The following is a 17,244-nucleotide window of genomic DNA, read 5'->3' on the forward strand; positions in this document are numbered from 1 at the left end:
CATGCTGGTACTGATCACCTACGATGTGAGTGTTGTCACGGCGGCAGGCCGGCGGCGTTTGCGTAATATCGCCAAGGTTTGCCTGGATCACGGTGTACGGGTGCAGAACTCTGTTTTTGAATGCGAGGTGTCGCCGGATCAGTTTGTTTATCTCAAAACCAAGCTGTTGGATATTTTCGATCCTGAAGAAGACAGCTTGCGCTTCTATTTTCTTGGCAAAAAGGGCCACCAAAAGGTGGAACATGTAGGTGCCAAGCCGGTCGCTGACCCACTCAGAGCTCCCTTGATCCTGTAATCGCTAACCTTCGGTTCTCAGAGAAAGGCAGGGCGGTTAGCGTCTGATATAAGTGCATGATAATAAAGATATTTAAAAATGGTCATTGATGTCGGCCACACTGATGATTATGGATATCAAGGCGGTTAGCGCCTATGGCGTATTTTGCCTTTGTTCTTTAACAAGTTAGACTAACGCAGTCGCGCCCCATGCGGGCGCGTGGATTGAAACAATCTCTAACTGGCGGATAAACTCGGCAACCTCGTCGCGCCCCATGCGGGCGCGTGGATTGAAACCATGCAAAAACATCATCAAAGTACATCCCTGCTGGTCGCGCCCCATGCGGGCGCGTGGATTGAAACACTTGTGCCGACCTTAGTATGCCCAGCACGTCTGTCGCGCCCCATGCGGGCGCGTGGATTGAAACTCTTTGCTAAATGCGATATGCATAAAGTAGTGTGTCGCGCCCCATGCGGGCGCGTGGATTGAAACCTCTCACATATCGTTGAACGGGAATTAGACGTCGTCGCGCCCCATGCGGGCGCGTGGATTGAAACACAAAATCGGGAACATTAACGATTGCTGGCATGATGTCGCGCCCCATGCGGGCGCGTGGATTGAAACAATTTGCCGCAAGGCGACCCGTCGCCCGCACCGAGTCGCGCCCCATGCGGGCGCGTGGATTGAAACGCGCAGGCCGTGGAAGAGGTCAACACGCGCCAAAAGTCGCGCCCCATGCGGGCGCGTGGATTGAAACAGTAGCTCTGGACGGTTAAACTCGCCAACCTCGAGTCGCGCCCCATGCGGGCGCGTGGATTGAAACACCGGATATTGCCAGCGAGCCATAACGGTCAACGTCGCGCCCCATGCGGGCGCGTGGATTGAAACCATTATCCCCTCAAGCCCGAATTTCCACGCCCCCGTCGCGCCCCATGCGGGCGCGTGGATTGAAACGAAGAAACCGTGTATCCATTCAACGATATTGTCAGTCGCGCCCCATGCGGGCGCGTGGATTGAAACGGTGAGGGCGAAATAGGTGGGTACAGCGTCTTGGTCGCGCCCCATGCGGGCGCGTGGATTGAAACCGCATACTCCGGCATCATCGCCCCATATTTATCAGTCGCGCCCCATGCGGGCGCGTGGATTGAAACTCCACATTTAATATACGGACGTGGAGCCCTTTTAGTCGCGCCCCATGCGGGCGCGTGGATTGAAACGGTTTTTGACGTATTCATCCGGGCAGAGCGTTAAGTCGCGCCCCATGCGGGCGCGTGGATTGAAACCCAGTATTGCCGTTTTCCAGCACACTGCAAACAGGTCGCGCCCCATGCGGGCGCGTGGATTGAAACTTTTACGCTCGATGTTGACGCTCTGGAAACTTTCGTCGCGCCCCATGCGGGCGCGTGGATTGAAACATCTGATAATCAGCGCACTGGCATCCGTTAACTAGTCGCGCCCCATGCGGGCGCGTGGATTGAAACCCTAATAACTTATCACAAAGAGAGAATGCGAGAGTCGCGCCCCATGCGGGCGCGTGGATTGAAACTTTAAATACTCGCGTCGCTGTTTACATTTATCACGTCGCGCCCCATGCGGGCGCGTGGATTGAAACGATAATCGCAACACCATCATTGTTGATGCAATAAGTCGCGCCCCATGCGGGCGCGTGGATTGAAACCTCAACAGGTTAATTCGCTGAACTGCCTCGAATGTCGCGCCCCATGCGGGCGCGTGGATTGAAACATTCATTTCTTGCGCCGTATTCAGCGACATTTGTGTCGCGCCCCATGCGGGCGCGTGGATTGAAACCCATCACTGCGCTTGCGAGCAGCATATCCACAGGGTCGCGCCCCATGCGGGCGCGTGGATTGAAACCTGTTTGACCCGTTCAGTAGCGGGCTGGAAGGCAGTCGCGCCCCATGCGGGCGCGTGGATTGAAACGAAATGGTGCAGATATTGATATAGCCTCAGACACGTCGCGCCCCATGCGGGCGCGTGGATTGAAACACGGTTAGTACAACAAGTGTCAAACTCGCCACGAGTCGCGCCCCATGCGGGCGCGTGGATTGAAACAGCACTGGCGGCATTCATCGCGGTAATTGACGGGGGTCGCGCCCCATGCGGGCGCGTGGATTGAAACTGGGTTACTCATCCATCACTCCCGGCGGCAACCCGTCGCGCCCCATGCGGGCGCGTGGATTGAAACGGCCATACTCGGTCAGTAGCGCGGTGGCCTCGGGTCGCGCCCCATGCGGGCGCGTGGATTGAAACCAGGTTGAATCGCCGGGAACGTCATTGTTGCTCGTCGCGCCCCATGCGGGCGCGTGGATTGAAACCTGGTTGTACCAGGCTTCTCCGTCCACCAGGTAGGTCGCGCCCCATGCGGGCGCGTGGATTGAAACCAGTTCGAAAACTACACCCGCACCGCCCAGGTGGTCGCGCCCCATGCGGGCGCGTGGATTGAAACCTGATACCGGGCAATAGTGGGAGTGTTGAGCCGAGTCGCGCCCCATGCGGGCGCGTGGATTGAAACTTCGCTCCTTTGGCGAACAGTCCGATGAATACCGTCGCGCCCCATGCGGGCGCGTGGATTGAAACGTGTACACCGCGCCCGACTGCGCAAAATCGGTATGTCGCGCCCCATGCGGGCGCGTGGATTGAAACAATTTCATTTTCAACCGCAAACCATGTCTTTCTTGTCGCGCCCCATGCGGGCGCGTGGATTGAAACTTATCCCACCCCCACAGGTTGGCACCCGTGCGACGTCGCGCCCCATGCGGGCGCGTGGATTGAAACCCACTCTATGGATTGCAAGTAGTTGATGGCCTTGGTCGCGCCCCATGCGGGCGCGTGGATTGAAACTTTAGTATATAAGCAGTAGTCATAGCAGATACCTCGTCGCGCCCCATGCGGGCGCGTGGATTGAAACGAGGTATTAGATGTAAAGAGGTCGGCCGTTGGAAGTCGCGCCCCATGCGGGCGCGTGGATTGAAACATAGCAGACCTGACAGCACAGGCAGAGCAAGAGCGTCGCGCCCCATGCGGGCGCGTGGATTGAAACACCTTGTCTAGGTACTTGGACGCCACCGCATCTAGTCGCGCCCCATGCGGGCGCGTGGATTGAAACTCGCGTTCGGCTGCCGCTGCCGCTTCTTGCTCGGGTCGCGCCCCATGCGGGCGCGTGGATTGAAACGATATAGGGCAGGTCTGGATTGATGTAGTCCAGCGTCGCGCCCCATGCGGGCGCGTGGATTGAAACGTACATCAGCCGACTATAGGTAACCCGTTTCTCGTCGCGCCCCATGCGGGCGCGTGGATTGAAACTGGGGCATCGACACCCACCGCCGCGCAACCCCGTGTCGCGCCCCATGCGGGCGCGTGGATTGAAACACGCATGCGCGGCAGGCTTTTGAGCCAGGGGTACGTCGCGCCCCATGCGGGCGCGTGGATTGAAACAATGAGGGCAACGTGGACCAGCCCCTCTATGTGGGTCGCGCCCCATGCGGGCGCGTGGATTGAAACCGAGGTGACGTTGATGGTGAAGCCGGGGGTCTCGGTCGCGCCCCATGCGGGCGCGTGGATTGAAACATCGTCGCGCCGCTGCGATGAGCGGGGCTGAGCTGTCGCGCCCCATGCGGGCGCGTGGATTGAAACCCACGCCTTGGCCTGTAGGCTGGTACCGTTGAGCGTCGCGCCCCATGCGGGCGCGTGGATTGAAACAGGAGAAAGCTGGCCTGTTTTCTGGCACTGTGCGGTCGCGCCCCATGCGGGCGCGTGGATTGAAACGAATTTATACCGAAACGGGGTATACAACTACGCTGGTCGCGCCCCATGCGGGCGCGTGGATTGAAACTTCATAAAGCTCCTATCAGACAGACACCCTGAAGTCGCGCCCCATGCGGGCGCGTGGATTGAAACCCGCTCCGGGGCGTGGTTACGGGCGAGGCCGATGGTCGCGCCCCATGCGGGCGCGTGGATTGAAACAAAGTTGCGATAGTCGAGCTGTTCAAGCTTAGTGGGTTGTGCCCCACACGGATGTGTGGGTTGAAATATTTCCTCGTGACAGGCAGGGCATCATCAGGCAATTCTCCGCCAGACAAGCGGCTCAAAGGGGGATTCGACCAACTGGGTTAGTAAAGGTGTTTGCTACAACTATTCACCGATTTAGCAGTTATTCTTGAGCTGCACTACCCTCTAACTGTGGTTTGCAAGCGGAGAAACAACTATGCGTTCCTTGATTTCTACCCTATTGGCCGGGACGTTGCTGCTGGCGAGCGGGGCGGCTCTGGCTCATGGTTGCCCCGGGGTAATGCGGGCGATTGATGCCAAGCTGGAAGAGATGCCGATGCTGTCGGCGGAAGATGCGGCCAGGGTGGCCGAGCTGAGGGCCGAGGGTGAGGCCCGGCATAATGCGGGGGATCATGATGAGTCGATGCGGCTGCTGTCCGAAGCCAAGAAGATGCTGGGGATGTGACGAGAAAGCAAGAGAAAAGCCCCGCGAGCCGGTGCCCGCGGGGCTTTTTTACGGCCGGCAACGGCCTTGGCAACCGTCGCGGATGGGGCGGCAGGCAGCCGTGAGGAGTTGAAAATGAACGATATTAATCAAGCAGTTCCCATCGTCTGGCCGGCGATCATCGAGTTTGCGGATGGCCACGGCTATGCCTGGGTGGCGAGCGCGGAAGACTGCGAGGCCCATCATCCCCATGTAGAGGACCGGCTGATCGACGGTGAGGGGCGGCTGCACCTTTTGTCGCAGCGGGAAGCCGGCCCCCTGTACTGGCAGCGGCAACAGCGGTTAATATCCCTGCCTGCCCTGAACGAGAGCCTGCGCGCCTATGCCGCCCGGCTCGGTATCTGCTGCATCCCCAAGCTGATGGTACGCACCCCCGCCGAGGCGGTGGCGCTGGTGGCCTGGCTGGAGCAGCAATAACGAACAACGAGGTATAGTGGTGAAAGCAAGATATCTGCGCTGGCTGTGGTTGCTGCCGGTGTTGCTGTTGGTGCAGGCCTGTAGCAGCGATTCCAGGGCGGCGCCGGTGAAGCCGTATTACAGCGCCGAGGGGCGGGCCTCCTTTTATGGTCACCCCCATCATGGCCGCAAAACCGCCAGCGGCGAGCGCTTCAACAAAAATGCCCTAACCGCCGCCCACAAGACCCTGCCGTTCGGCAGCCGGGTGCGGGTGACCAACCTCAACAACCAGCGTTCGGTGGTGGTGCGCATCAACGATCGGGGCCCCTATACCCGGGGGCGGATCATCGACCTGTCGGAGCAGGCGGCGCGCGAGCTCAACATGCTGCGGGCCGGGGTGGCACCGGTGCGGCTGGAAGTGTTGAAATAACGCTCAGGGCCCGGTAGGCCACGGGGCTGGGCCAGTCCCGCGCCTGTTGCGGCACGCCCTGGCCTTCTCCCAGCAGGCGGGCGACGTTGATCCAGCCGGCGTGGCCCACCGCCAGCACGGGATCGGCGGGCAGGCGGGCCAGCCACTCCTCCACCCGGGCAAACAGGGTCGTCAGGCTCTCGCCGCCGCCGGGGGCATAGGTGGCGAAGTCCGCGCACCAGGCGTCTATCTCGGCCCTGTCTATCTGCGGCCAGGGGCAACCGTCCCAGCGGCCGAAATCCGCCTCTGTCAGTCCCGCATCCACCCGGCAGCGCCAGCCTCGTCGTTCCAGTATCCTGCCCACTTCCCGTGCGCGTTGCAGGGGGCTGACCCGTATTTCCCGGGGGAGCTGATGGCGCCTGGCGAAGCGCTGGATCTGGCCCGCCAGGCGGCGCAATTTGCGTTTGTCCACCCCCGGATCGGTACGTCCCAGGCAGAGGTTGGCGACGTTGAGGGGGGTGGGGTGGCGCCAGATATAGAGTGTCATCAGGCCCGCCTCACCATGCCCATGCGGCCAGGCCGGCATAAATGGCCAGTTCGCTCAGTTGCTGGGTGGCACCCAGGCCGTCGCCGGTGTAGCCGCCCAGCCGCCGCTTCAGCAGCCGGCGCATTTTCTCGGTCACCACCAGGGCGAGCAGCAGGGGCAGCAGCCAGTGCCAGGGGGAGAGCTGCGGCAGCCACAGCCAGATCAAGGGCAGGGGCAGCGCCACCCACAGGGCGCCGAGCAGGCCCTGGGCCGGGGTCAGTTGCTGGGCCATGGGCTTGGCCTTGGCGTGCTCCGGGTCGCCGCCGTAGGGCAGCAGGGCAATCAGGCTGATGCACATCAGCCGCGAACCGGCATGGCCCACCACCAGGGCGGCCAGGGCCAGGGGCAGCGGCATGGCCGCCAACAGGGCAATTTTCAGCAGCAGCGCCAGCACCAGCCCCAGGGTGCCGTAGGTGCCCAGGCGGGAGTCTTTCATGATCTCCAGCGCCCGTGCCCGGGTCAGGCCGCCACCCAGGCCGTCGCAGGTGTCGGCCAGGCCGTCCTCGTGGAAGGCGCCGGTCAGCCAGATGCCGAAGGCGGTGCCGGCCACCGCCGCCACCAACGGGCCGAACAGCAGGCTGGCCGGCCAGAACACCCCGGCGCACAGCAGCCCCACCAGCAGGCCCACGGCGGGAAAATAACGGCTGCTCTGGTGCAGCCAGTGGGGCTGGTAGTTGTTCAGCGCCGGCACCGGCAGCCGGGTGAGGAACTGGGTGGCGACCAGCAGCAGGCGCAACTCATGGTGCAGCATGGCCGCTCCCGCTCACGCCGGCCTCGGCAAAGCTGGCCATGTCGTTCAGAAAGGCGCAGGCCGATACCAGTAGCGGATAGGCCAGGGCCGCGCCGCTGCCTTCGCCCAGGCGCAGGCCCAGGTTGAGCAGGGGTTCGGCGTCCAGCAGGCGCAACAAGTGGGCGTGGCCGGGCTCGGCGGACCGGTGGGCGAACACCGCATACTGGCGTACCCCGGGGGCCAGGCCTTCGGCCACCAGCAGCGCCACCCCGGCAATAAAGCCGTCCATCAGCAGGATGCGGCGCTGGCTGGCGGCCTGGATCAGGGCGCCGGCCATCATGGCGATCTCCAGCCCGCCGAGGGCGGCCAGGGTATCCAGGGGGGCGGTGGCGCCGGGGTGGCGCGCCAGCACCTGTTGCAAGGTTTTGGTCTTGTGGGCCAGGCCCGTTTCGTCCAGGCCGGTGCCGCGGCCGGTGCATTCCGCCAGGGGCAGGTCGCCCAGCCGGGCCAGCAGCAGGCTGGCGGCGGAGGTGTTGCCTATGCCCATCTCCCCCGGAATCAGCAGGTTGCCGGGCATGTCCGCCACCAGCGCCATGCCAAACCGCAGGGCCCGGCGGCATTCGTCTAGGCTCATGGCGGGCTCGGCCAGGGCATCCCGGCTGCCGCGGCGGATCTTGCCGTCGACCAGATCCGGATGAGGAGGGAGCTCGGCATCCACCCCCGCATCCACCACCCTGAGCCCTATGCCGTGCTGGCGGGCGAACACATTGATGGCGGCGCCCCCCTGCAGGAAGTTGTGCACCATCTGGGCGGTTACCGAGCTGGGATAGGCCGAAACCCCGTGCCGGGCCAGGCCGTGGTCGGCGGCGAACACCCTTATCTGCGGCTGGCGGATAACGGGGTTGAGGCTGCCCTGGATCATCCCCAGCTGCAGGGCCAGGGCTTCCAGCCGGCCCAGGGCGCCGAGGGGTTTGGTCTTGTGATCGATCGCCTGCTGCAATTGTTGCTGCAGTTCGGGATTGGCCAGCGAGGGAATGGCGGGCAGGACAAGGGTATTGGGCATAAGGGGTGCGGATCCGGTAACATCGCTCAGGAGCCGTATGCTACCAGAAACCGGCCTTAACCAGGCCGCAACTTTTTAATAACCGGATAACGGGTGGGTGATGGATTCTGTTTCTCAGTTGGCCTTGGGCGCCGCCGTCGGCGTGGCGGTAATGGGCCGTCGTGCCGGCGTCGGCAGGGCGGCCCTGGCGGGGGCGCTGTTCGGCACCTTGCCGGATTTGGACGTGTTTATCGATTACGGCGACCCGGTCAGCAACATGACCCAGCACCGGGGCAGCAGCCATTCGCTGTTCTATCTCACCCTGCTGGCGCCGGTGTTCGCCTGGCTGCTCTGCCGTCTGCCGGGGCAGCGGGAGCACTGGCGAGCCTGGACCCTGGCGCTGTGGCTCATCCTGGTCACCCATGTGCTGCTGGACAATATGACGGTATACGGTACCCAACTGGGCCAGCCTTTTACCGATTATCCCTTTGGCATCGGCAGCATCTTCATTATCGATCCCCTCTACACCCTGCCGTTGCTGCTGGGGCTGACGGTGGCCCTGGCGCGGCGCGGCACCCGCGGCCTGGGTGCCAACCGGCTGGGGCTCTGGCTGAGCGGCCTCTATCTGGGCTGGGGCCTGCTGGCCCAGTGGCAGGTCGGCCTGAAGGTGGATCAGGCCCTGGCGGAGCAGGGGGTGGAAGTGGAGCGGCGTCTTGTTACCCCTACCGCCTTCAATACCCTGCTGTGGCGGGTCCTGGTGATCACGCCGGACGGCTACCTGGAAGGATTTTATTCCCTGCTGGATGGTGAGCGGCCGCCGTCCTTTACGCGCTATGAACGGGGGATGGCGTTATATCCCGGGCTTGAGCACAACGCGCATGTGGCGCGTATCGCCTGGTTCAGCAAGGGGTTTTTCAAGATGAGCGAGCGTGGAGGCCAGGTGATGATCACCGATCTGCGCATGGGGCAGGAGCCGAGCTACAGTTTCAACTTCGTGGTGGCCGAGTGGCAGGAGGAAAGGCTGCTGGCCCTGGCCCGGCCGGAGCAGCTCAGCGAACGGGTGGAGCTGCCCCGGGCGATGGACTGGCTGTGGCGCCGGGCGTTGGGAGAGCCCCTGCCGCCGCCGGGGCGGTGGTAGTCGCGGGATCCTGCAGACGATGCGGGAGCGGCGTTGCCGGCCACGCGAGTGAAATCGCGTCTACCGCTGCCTTGGTGCCGGCTGTTTACCCGTAGGCGCGAAGCCGCGAGTAATGGGGGGCGGCGAGCCCCTCGGCCCGCCTTTATTCCCTATGCTTCGTTTCCATGGGTCATGGACCCTGGGCTCGGGGCTGGCGGCCAGCTGTGGCACTGGCCCTGGCCGCCCGGTTGCAGGTAGGGCCGCAATATTGGTTCCATGCCTTTCAGTACCTGCACCGGCAGGGCCGAGGTAAAGCGGAACTTGTCCGATTCCTTGCCCGGCACATAGGCGGTGAGGGTGCCGAAGTGGTTGTCCCCCAGAAAGAACACGAAGGTGGCGGTGCGGTTGCGGGCCAGGGAGCGCAACACCTGGCCGCCGCGGCCCACGGTCTCGAAGCGGTTGTCGCCGGTGCCGGTCTTGCCACCCAGCACGAGCTGAGTGCCGTCTTCCAGGTTGAAACTGCCCTGCAGCCGACGGGCGGTACCGCCGTCCACCACCTGCGACAGCGCGTCGCGCAGTGCCGCCGCCACCTCCTTGTTCATCACCCGTTTGCCCTGGCCGGGAACACGCCCCAGGCGGGTTTCATAGGGGGTGTGGGCGGCAAAGCGCAGATGGTCGATACGCACCGTGGGCAGGCGCACGCCGTCGTTGAGGATGATGCCGATCAGCTCCGCCAGGGCGGCGGGTTTGTCACCCGAGCTGCCGATGGCGGTGGCCAGCGACGGCACCAGGTGATCGAACGGGAAACCCAGCCGTTGCCAGCGCTGGTGGATGTCGGAAAAGGCTTCCACCTCCAGCATGATGCGCAGCCGGCTGTCCCGGGCGCTGCGGTGGCGGGTCTTGAACAGCCAGCCATACACTTCCTGGCGCTCGTCGCGGCTGGCTTCCGCCGCATCGGCGAAGCCGGCCTGGGGAGACTGCTGCAGATAGCTCAGCAACCATAGCTCCAGCGGGTGCACCCGGGCGATATAGCCCTGGTCCGGCAGGCTGTAGGCGCCGGGGCCGTAGCGGGTATAAAGCTCGTCGAGGCGTTTTTCGGTCAGCCGTTCGTTGGGCAACCGGGCCTGCAGGAAGGAGGCAAACTCCTCCGGGCTGGCCTCGGGCTGCAGGTAGCGATGTACCGCCGCCAGCCGCACCGCCGTGGGGCGCAGGCCGTCGAAGAAGGTGTCCAGCCGCTCTTCGGTGGTTTTGCCCTGGTACTTGCGCCAGAAGCGCAGCAGGAACACCCGGCCTTCCCGATCGGCAAACTGGCTCAGGTATTCCTGGCGGCGTGGATCCTTGTCGTCTTCCAGTAACTGGGTGCGGTTTTCGTTCTGGTAGATGCTGTAACGGACGATGTCGCGCAGTACCCGCACGAAGGGCAGGTTGATGGACTCCCGCAGGGCCTCGATCAGCGTCGGGTTGCGGCCGTTGTCCTCCCGGCGGAAGTTGCCGAAGGTATGCATGCCGCTGCCGGTAAAAAAGCGTTCACCGGGGCTGGCGGAATAGCGCCGCTCCAGGGCGGCATTCAGCATGGCGGGCAGGCTGCGGTCGGGGCTGCGGATCAGGTAGTCGATGGCCCAGCGGCTGAGCAGATCCAGCCGGTCCGGGGTGAGCTGGCGCAGGTTTTCCACCGACTTGCTGCCGTAGTGCTGGTGCAGTTCGGCGATGATCTCCAGGTAGGTGGCCAATACCCGGAGCTTGGCGGTGGAGCCCAGTTCCAGCTTGCTGCCTTCGTTGATGTCGAACGGCTGGTTGGTGTTGTCGGTTTGTACCCGTACGTTGAAGCTGTTGCTGCCCCGCTCGAACAGGGTAAAGCTGTAGCGCACGTCGGCGGTTTTTTCCGGCGACAGCAACCGCTCGCCGAACAGGCCGATTTCCCGGGCAAACTCCGGGTCTGCCAGCCGGTGCAGGTAATCGCTCACCTGCTGTTGCAGCGTGGCGTTGAGGGTGGTGGTGGCGGACAGGTCCAGCCGGTCCAGATCGTAGAGGGAGAGGCCGAGCAGGTTGCCGAGCCGGCCGCGGGTCACCTGCAGGGTCTTGTTGTTGTCGGTGAATACGGTGGCCGGGTCTTCCCGGAAATTGCGGAACCTCAGCTTCTGGCCAAGGGCGGCATCGCGTAACGCCGGGCTGATGATGCCCGCCTGGGATTGGATCCGCAGGTAGCTGTCGGTCAGGGTGTTGAGATCGTCCCTGCCCCGGAACAGGTAATAGGAGGGCCGGCGTTGGGCAATCATCAGTGCCAGTACCTGGCGCAGGGCCTGGCCCTGCTCGGCCAGTGGGGTGTTTTGGTTCCGGGTTGGATCCAGCAACTGGTTGACCCGCTCGAGTTCACTGCCGAACCAGATCCACAGGCCGTCGCCCAGGCCGTGTACTTCGCCGTGGCCGGGGGCGGCCGCCAGGGGCACCGAGTTGATATAGGCCAGGGCCACCATCTTGCGGGCCTCCAGGGTGTCGGGCCCGTGCTGGTAGGCGCGTACGCTGGCGGAAATCATCTGGCGCAGTTTTTCACCGGCGGTGTGGGTCAGGCCGCCCGGGGAGTGGCGGTATTTTTCGATCTGGGTGGCCAGGGTGCTGCCGCCGGCCGAGTCGTCCTGCATGTCCAGTGCCCGGCCCAGTTGCGACATGGCGGCCTTGACGAAACGGGGCCAGTCCACCGCCGGGTTGGCCTGGGGGTGCTCGTCGCTGAGCAACTCCCGGTTCTCGATAAACAGCAGGGAGTTGACGACCAGCGGCGGTATGCTGGCAAAGTCGTCATAATGGCGCTGGGGATAGCGGTAGTCGTAGACCGGCTCGGCCTGGCAATCGCTGATAAAGAGGCCGGCCTGGGTTTTTTCCTGGTAAGGGGTGAAAAAACCGCGTTGGGCATATTCCAGCAGGGCCGGGGAAAATTGTGTCTGCTGCTCGATCATGAACTGATTCCGTTGCAGCCTGCTCAACAGCTCCGGCAACCGGGTATAGCCCAGGCGCTGATCGAAAGGGCCATGGCTGGGATAGTGGATGGCAGAGCTGGCGCCGCTCTCGAGGGAGTAGGTCAGGGTTTGCGCATAGCGGGGGATCTCCCGGGCCTGCAGCCAGGAGGTGCGCATTTCATAGGCCACCAGCACGCCCGAGGCCAGCAGCAACAGTAGAACAAACAGCCACAGCACCAGCCGCCACCGTCGCCGGGCGGGCTTGGGTACCGGTGCGGTCACCGGCTCTTGCTCCTGCTCTGAGAAGCCAAGTGAAGGATGTTCTGCATGTTGTATCGCGCCCATAAAGGTCCCCTCAGCGCCACTTTCGGTATCAGGGCTTCTTATATAAAAAGCGTAGCTTGGCGACGCTAGTTAGGGGCCCCGGTTGAAAAAATATTTGCGGCATGGCCGGGTCCTGCGCTGGCCGTGCAAACATCGAACAGGGTTTTTGTCGCTTACCCGCACAGCATCGCGCGAAGCCGGAAGAAAATGCAACGGGAAGCCCGTATTTTTTCCGTCTTGCCCCTGCGCCGGCTGCGGGATTCACCGGGCATCCGGGTCAGGCCTCCTGCTCCGCCAGGGCCACCTGCCGGGCCTGTTGCTGCAACCGGTACATGGCCCGGTAACGGCCCTGGGGCAGGGCCATCAGTTCCCGATGACTGCCTTGCTCCACCAGCTCGCCGTGGGCCATCACCAGGATGCGGTCGGCGTGGCTGACGGTGGAAAGCCGGTGTGCCACCACTATCATGGTCACCTTGCCGTGCAGGGCCTTCAGTGCCTGCTGCACCACCTGCTCGGTTTCGCTGTCCACGTTGGCGGTGGCTTCGTCCAGCAGCAGTATCCTGGGCGAAGCAGCCAGGGCCCGGGCGATCACCAGTTGCTGGCGCTGGCCGGTGGACAGCCGGGTGCCGCGTTCGCCCAGGCGGGTGTCGAAGCCCTGCTCCAGGCCGTCGATCAGTTCCAGCAGGTGGGCCTGACGGGCGGCCCCTTCCACCTGGCTGCGGGGCAGGCCCCGACCCATGTCGATATTGTCGTAGATGCTGCCGGCCAGGATAAAGGGCTCCTGGGGAATGAGCCCTATGCCCTGGCGCAGGGCGTCCCGCCGGTAGTCGGCCAGGGGCCGGCCGTCGATACGGATCTCGCCGCCACCGGGGGAATAGAAGTTGAGTAGCAGGCTGAGCAGGGTGCTCTTGCCGCTGCCGGTGTGGCCCACCACCCCCACAAAGGCGCCGGCGGGAATGTCCAGGCTCAGGCCGCGGAACACCGGCTTGTCGGGCCGGTAGGCGAAGTCGACCCGCTCGAAGCTGACCGCGCCTGCGGGGATGCTGTCGGATGCCCGGCCGTACTGCTGTACCGGCTGGTGCATCAACTGGTAGACCCGGTCTCCGGCCACCATGGCCTGTTGGTAGAGGTTGAAGCGCTGGGTGATCTCGGCCAGGGGCTCGGTGAAGCGGCCCATGAAGTTGAGGAAGGCATACAATACCCCTACCTCGGCCACGCCGTTGACCACCTGCCAACCGAACACCTGGAGGATGCCGAGCAGGGCCAGCACGCTCAGCAGGTCGATGGCCGGGCGCAGCAGGGCGGCTCCGACCTTGATGGTGCGCATGCGGGCGGTGTAATAGCGTTGGTTGAGCTGTTCGAAGCGCTCGGCGGCGGCCTGCTGGCGGCCGCAGGCCTGCAGTACCGCCATGCCGGCGATGGACTCACTGATATCGCTGTTGATCTCCGAGCGCAGCTGGCGGCTGTCGGCTACCGCCTTGCCGCTCAACTTCTGGTACAGATAGATGACCCCCACCACCGCCGGGATCAGCAGCAGCGCCACCAGCATCAGTTGGGGGTTGAGCCAGGCCATGGCGGCGATGATGCCGACCAGCAGCACCACGTTGGTCAGCACCACCGACAAAAACTGCACATAGAGATCCTTGATCGCCTCGGTGTCGTTGGTGACTCGGCTCACCAGCCGGCCGGTCATGGCCTGGTCGAAGAAGGCCATGGGCAGCCGCTGCACATGGGCGAACACCTTCTGGCGGATGTCCAGCACCGCCGCCAGCGCCATGTCGGTGAAGCGCAGGGTTTGCTGGTACCTGAGCCAGGCGGCGGCCACCTGGGCCAGTACATAGGTCGCCGCCAGGCCGGCCACCGGCCAGAGGGGCAGGTGGCCCGCCAGCAGATAGTCGTCGATAAACACCTTGGCGAGCAGGGGGCCGGCCACGTCGGCGGCGGTGGCCAGCAACAGCAACAGCAGGGCCTTGACCAGCAGGCGCTTGTCCCGGTAGACGTAATCCAGCAGCAGGCCGAAGGTGCCCTTGCCCTGCGGGGGGAGATGATCAGGCTTCATCCAGTACCGCCTCCAGTTGTTGATAGGCCCACATCCGGCTGTACCAGCCGTCTTCTTCGATCAGTCGCGCGTGGCGGCCGGACTGCTGCAGCCGGCCGTGGTTGAGCACCAGGATATGATCGGCGTGCTCCAGGGCCGACAACCGGTGGCTGACGATGATACAGCCCTGGCCCCGGCGGGCGCGCAGCTGGTGCAGTATCTGTTGCTCGGTGTGTACGTCCACCGCCGACAGGGCGTCGTCCAGCACCAGTATCGGCGCCCGGCTGAGCAGGGCGCGGGCGATGGCCAGGCGCTGGCGCTGGCCGCCGGACAGGGTCATGCCCCGCTCGCCCACCTGGGTGTCGTAGCCCCGGGGCAGGGAGGCGATGTCTTCGTGCACGCAGGCCTGGCGGGCCGCTTCCATCACTTCTTCCAGGCTCGCCTCGGGGCGGCCCAGCCGGATGTTGTCGGCGATGGTGGCGCTGAACAGGAAGGCGTCCTGGGGCACGTAGGCGAACAGGCTGCGCAGGGCGTCGAGGCGGCAGTCGGCGATGGGCCTGTTGCCGATGCTGATCTGCCCCGGTTCGGTTTCCCAGTAGCGCATCAGCAATTGCAGCAGGGTGCTCTTGCCGGCGCCGGTGGGGCCGGCCAGGCCCAGCACCCGGCCCGGGGCCAGCTCGAAACTCAGCTGGCTCAGGGCCGGCTGGCGCTGCTCGGGGTAGTGGAAGCCGAGCTCCCGTACCCGGAGGTGGGCGTCGTCCGGGTGGTGCCGGCCCCGGTCGGGCACGCTGTCGGGCACCGCCAGCAGGGCCTCGACCCGGGTCAGGGCGGCGCTGCCGCGCTCGACGATATTGAGCAGCCAGCCGAAGGCGAACATGGGCCAGATCAACTGGGCCAGGTAGAGGGTGAAGCTGGTCAACTGGCCCACGCTCAGTTGCTGGTGCCAGATAAGCCAGGCCCCGAACCCCAGGGTCAGCAGCAGGGCGGCGGACATGGACAGGAACACCACCGGCTCGTACAGGGCCTCGGCCCGGGCCACCTGGTAGTTGCGTGCGGCGGCCGCCTCGGCGATGGTGCCGAACTGGCGGCTTTCTATCTCTTCCCGGCCCATGGACTTGACCAGCCGGACCCCGGCGATGGCTTCCTGGGCCTTGTCGTTGAGCACCGAAAACTGCTCCAGCGCCGCCTTGAAGTGATGGTGGATGCGGTTGGAAATACGGTAGAAAGCCAGCCCCATCAGCGGGAAGGGCAGCAGCGCCACCAGCGACAGCCGCCAGTCGATCACCCCGAAGATGATCACCAGCACCAGCAGCAGGGTAAGCAGGCCGTCGAAGCCGGACAGCACCCCTTCGCCGGCGGCTACTTCGATGGCGTCGATGTCGTTGGTGGCCCGGGCCATGAGGTCACCGGTGTTGTACCGGCTGTAGAAAGCCTGGCCCTGGCGGGTGAGCAGCTCGAAGAAACGGCGGCGCAGCAGGTTGCCGAGGCGGTAGGAGGTGCCGAACAGGATCCAGCGCCAGCCCAGGCGCAGGCCGTAGATGGCCAGCCCCAGCAGCAGGATAAGCCCCAGCAGCCGGCCGTCGGCCTCACCGCTGGGGGAGGCGATGAGGCTGTCCACCGCCCGGCCTATCAGGTAGGGAATGCTCATGTTCATCATCGCCACCGTGGCCAGCATCAGCAGTGCCAGGCTGTAGGTGCGCCAATGTGCCTTGAAGAACCAGGCCAGTTGCCCGAACAGTTTCATGGTCGTTTCCCGCTCTCTTCCCGATATCAGAGGCCTCTCGGCCCGATGACCAAGCTCACCATCACCCCGTCTTCACGGGAGTGGCTGCAGCGTCAGTCGACGGTTTGTTCGTAGTTTGCCGTTCGGCTCAATACAGCAGATCGAAGCCCAGTTTGCCGATAATGGCGACTATCATCACCAGGGTCAGCCATTTTATCCACTTCACTCCGTTGGCGCCGAGGCTGAGCCGGGCGCCGAACCAGGCGCCGAGCATGCTGCCCGCGGCCAGCACCAGGCCGTAGCCCCAGGCCACCTTGCCGCCGATGACGAAGATGGCCAGGGCGGGCACCATATAAACCAGCACGATCAGCACCTTGAGCCGGTTCACCTGCACCAGGTCGATGCGCAGCACCCGGTATAGCAGGGTGATGAACAAGATGCCCACCGCCACCTGGATAAAGCCGCCATACAGGCCGATCACCGCCAGCGCCAGATAAACCCTGGGGCCGAGGTGGCCCTCGTCCAGGGGACGGGTCGGCAGGTGGGCGGGGGCGGGCAGCAGCATCAGCACGGCGCACGTCGCCATCACCAGGATCAGTATCCACTGGAACAGCCGCTCGTCCAGCCACACCGCCACCCAGGCCCCGAGCAGGGCGCCGGCCACGGCGGGCAGGCAGAGCTTGAGGCCCAGGCGCAGATCCCGGAATCCCGCCCTGTGGTATTGGCCCATGGCGGTGAGGTTTTGCAGCACTATACCCACCCGGTTGCTGCCGTTGGCGGTGGCGCTGTCCAGACCCATGAACATCAGCAGTGGCAGGGTCAGCATGGAGCCGCCCGCCGACATCACGTTGATAAAGCCGGACAGTACACCGGCGGCCAGCAACAGCAGGATTTCTATCGGTGTCATCAGAGTCTCGTCAGGATGCCATCCGTGCCGGCAAGGGAACTTGCCCAGGGAATGGACGTCAATAGGACTCATTATGCCCTAATTTGGGGCGGTGAGGGAAAAAGCAATGGCGGGGCCGCGCTAAGTTGTGGCGCCGAGGAAGTGGTAGGCAGGGCTTCAGCCGTGTGGCAAGCGGTGTCGATCCCGCATCACAGGCGGGCTCCCGCGACTGAAGTCGCGGCGCGGTGGTGCTGG

The 17,244-nt window shown here is 64.2% G+C and carries 12 protein-coding genes and 1 CRISPR repeat array; of the genes, 5 read left to right on the forward strand and 7 right to left on the reverse strand.

Annotation, left to right across the window (positions count from 1 at the left end; all coding sequences use genetic code 11):
- The first annotated feature begins 1 nt into the window (after nt 1).
- From cas2 to ACEVBK_RS07250, 4 genes are all read left to right on the forward strand, one after another.
- Complete coding sequence (gene cas2 / locus ACEVBK_RS07235; RefSeq protein ID WP_375057933.1) at nt 2-295, forward strand: CRISPR-associated endonuclease Cas2; 294 nt, start codon at nt 2-4, stop codon at nt 293-295.
- A gap of 178 nt (nt 296-473) precedes the next feature.
- A CRISPR array of direct repeats spans nt 474-4,325; the repeat unit is 32 nt; unit sequence GTCGCGCCCCATGCGGGCGCGTGGATTGAAAC.
- A 174-nt stretch (nt 4,326-4,499) separates the two neighbouring features.
- Nucleotides 4,500-4,748 carry a hypothetical protein gene (locus ACEVBK_RS07240; protein ID WP_375057934.1) on the forward strand — a complete coding sequence of 83 codons (249 nt, stop codon included), beginning with the start codon at nt 4,500-4,502 and terminating at the stop codon, nt 4,746-4,748.
- A 114-nt stretch (nt 4,749-4,862) separates the two neighbouring features.
- Nucleotides 4,863-5,204 carry a DUF4144 family protein gene (locus ACEVBK_RS07245; RefSeq protein WP_375057935.1) on the forward strand — a complete coding sequence of 114 codons (342 nt, stop codon included), beginning with the start codon at nt 4,863-4,865 and terminating at the stop codon, nt 5,202-5,204.
- Between the two features lie 16 nt (nt 5,205-5,220).
- Entirely contained in the window at nt 5,221-5,613 is a 393-nt protein-coding gene (locus tag ACEVBK_RS07250; RefSeq protein WP_375057936.1) for a septal ring lytic transglycosylase RlpA family protein, read from the forward strand.
- Here the strand turns inward: ACEVBK_RS07250 and ACEVBK_RS07255 are convergent.
- From ACEVBK_RS07255 to cobT, 3 genes are read right to left on the reverse strand one after another with little or no spacing between them, the layout of a single operon-like run.
- On the reverse strand, nt 5,561-6,139 hold the full coding sequence (locus ACEVBK_RS07255; protein ID WP_375057937.1) for a histidine phosphatase family protein: 579 nt from the start codon (nt 6,137-6,139) through the stop codon (nt 5,561-5,563). The genes ACEVBK_RS07250 and ACEVBK_RS07255 overlap by 53 nt on opposite strands.
- Before the next feature lie 10 nt (nt 6,140-6,149).
- On the reverse strand, nt 6,150-6,929 hold the full coding sequence (gene cobS / locus ACEVBK_RS07260) for an adenosylcobinamide-GDP ribazoletransferase (protein ID WP_375057938.1): 780 nt from the start codon (nt 6,927-6,929) through the stop codon (nt 6,150-6,152).
- The gene (gene cobT / locus ACEVBK_RS07265; RefSeq protein WP_375057939.1) at nt 6,916-7,971 is read right to left on the reverse strand and encodes a nicotinate-nucleotide--dimethylbenzimidazole phosphoribosyltransferase; all 1,056 of its coding nucleotides are present in this window, start codon (nt 7,969-7,971) and stop codon (nt 6,916-6,918) included. Before cobT ends, cobS begins: the two co-directional genes overlap by 14 nt.
- 100 nt (nt 7,972-8,071) lie before the next feature.
- Here cobT and ACEVBK_RS07270 point away from each other — a divergent pair, with 100 nt between their 5' ends.
- Entirely contained in the window at nt 8,072-9,088 is a 1,017-nt protein-coding gene (locus ACEVBK_RS07270; RefSeq protein WP_375057940.1) for a metal-dependent hydrolase, read from the forward strand.
- A 149-nt stretch (nt 9,089-9,237) separates the two neighbouring features.
- Here the strand turns inward: ACEVBK_RS07270 and ACEVBK_RS07275 are convergent, their stop codons facing one another.
- From ACEVBK_RS07275 to ACEVBK_RS07290, 4 genes are all read right to left on the reverse strand, one after another.
- A complete protein-coding gene (locus tag ACEVBK_RS07275) occupies nt 9,238-12,363 on the reverse strand; it encodes a transglycosylase domain-containing protein (RefSeq protein ID WP_375057941.1) in 3,126 nt (1,041 codons plus the stop codon).
- Nucleotides 12,364-12,619: 256 nt separating this feature from the next.
- Nucleotides 12,620-14,401, reverse strand: a complete 1,782-nt coding sequence (locus ACEVBK_RS07280) for an ABC transporter ATP-binding protein (protein WP_375057942.1) — start codon at nt 14,399-14,401, stop codon at nt 12,620-12,622.
- A complete protein-coding gene (locus tag ACEVBK_RS07285; RefSeq protein WP_375057943.1) occupies nt 14,391-16,124 on the reverse strand; it encodes an ABC transporter transmembrane domain-containing protein in 1,734 nt (577 codons plus the stop codon). Before ACEVBK_RS07285 ends, ACEVBK_RS07280 begins: the two co-directional genes overlap by 11 nt.
- A 127-nt stretch (nt 16,125-16,251) precedes the next feature.
- Entirely contained in the window at nt 16,252-17,010 is a 759-nt protein-coding gene (locus ACEVBK_RS07290) for a sulfite exporter TauE/SafE family protein (protein ID WP_375057944.1), read from the reverse strand.
- Nucleotides 17,011-17,244 lie beyond the last annotated feature (234 nt).

It is taken from the genome of Zobellella sp. DQSA1 (assembly GCF_041950555.1).
GTDB lineage: Bacteria > Pseudomonadota > Gammaproteobacteria > Enterobacterales > Aeromonadaceae > Oceanimonas.

Excerpts from the sequence above, each read along its gene's own strand:
- ACEVBK_RS07275 (WP_375057941.1), bottom strand. The coding sequence starts at position 12,363 with ATGGGCGCGATACAACATGCAGAACATCCTTCACTTGGCTTCTCAGAG.
- cas2 (WP_375057933.1), top strand. The coding sequence starts at position 2 with ATGCTGGTACTGATCACCTACGATGTGAGTGTTGTCACGGCGGCAGGC.
- cobS (WP_375057938.1), bottom strand. The coding sequence starts at position 6,929 with ATGCTGCACCATGAGTTGCGCCTGCTGCTGGTCGCCACCCAGTTCCTC.
- ACEVBK_RS07255 (WP_375057937.1), bottom strand. The coding sequence starts at position 6,139 with ATGACACTCTATATCTGGCGCCACCCCACCCCCCTCAACGTCGCCAAC.
- ACEVBK_RS07280 (WP_375057942.1), bottom strand. The coding sequence starts at position 14,401 with ATGAAGCCTGATCATCTCCCCCCGCAGGGCAAGGGCACCTTCGGCCTG.
- cobT (WP_375057939.1), bottom strand. The coding sequence starts at position 7,971 with ATGCCCAATACCCTTGTCCTGCCCGCCATTCCCTCGCTGGCCAATCCC.
- ACEVBK_RS07290 (WP_375057944.1), bottom strand. The coding sequence starts at position 17,010 with ATGACACCGATAGAAATCCTGCTGTTGCTGGCCGCCGGTGTACTGTCC.
- ACEVBK_RS07240 (WP_375057934.1), top strand. The coding sequence starts at position 4,500 with ATGCGTTCCTTGATTTCTACCCTATTGGCCGGGACGTTGCTGCTGGCG.
- ACEVBK_RS07245 (WP_375057935.1), top strand. The coding sequence starts at position 4,863 with ATGAACGATATTAATCAAGCAGTTCCCATCGTCTGGCCGGCGATCATC.
- ACEVBK_RS07270 (WP_375057940.1), top strand. The coding sequence starts at position 8,072 with ATGGATTCTGTTTCTCAGTTGGCCTTGGGCGCCGCCGTCGGCGTGGCG.
- ACEVBK_RS07285 (WP_375057943.1), bottom strand. The coding sequence starts at position 16,124 with ATGAAACTGTTCGGGCAACTGGCCTGGTTCTTCAAGGCACATTGGCGC.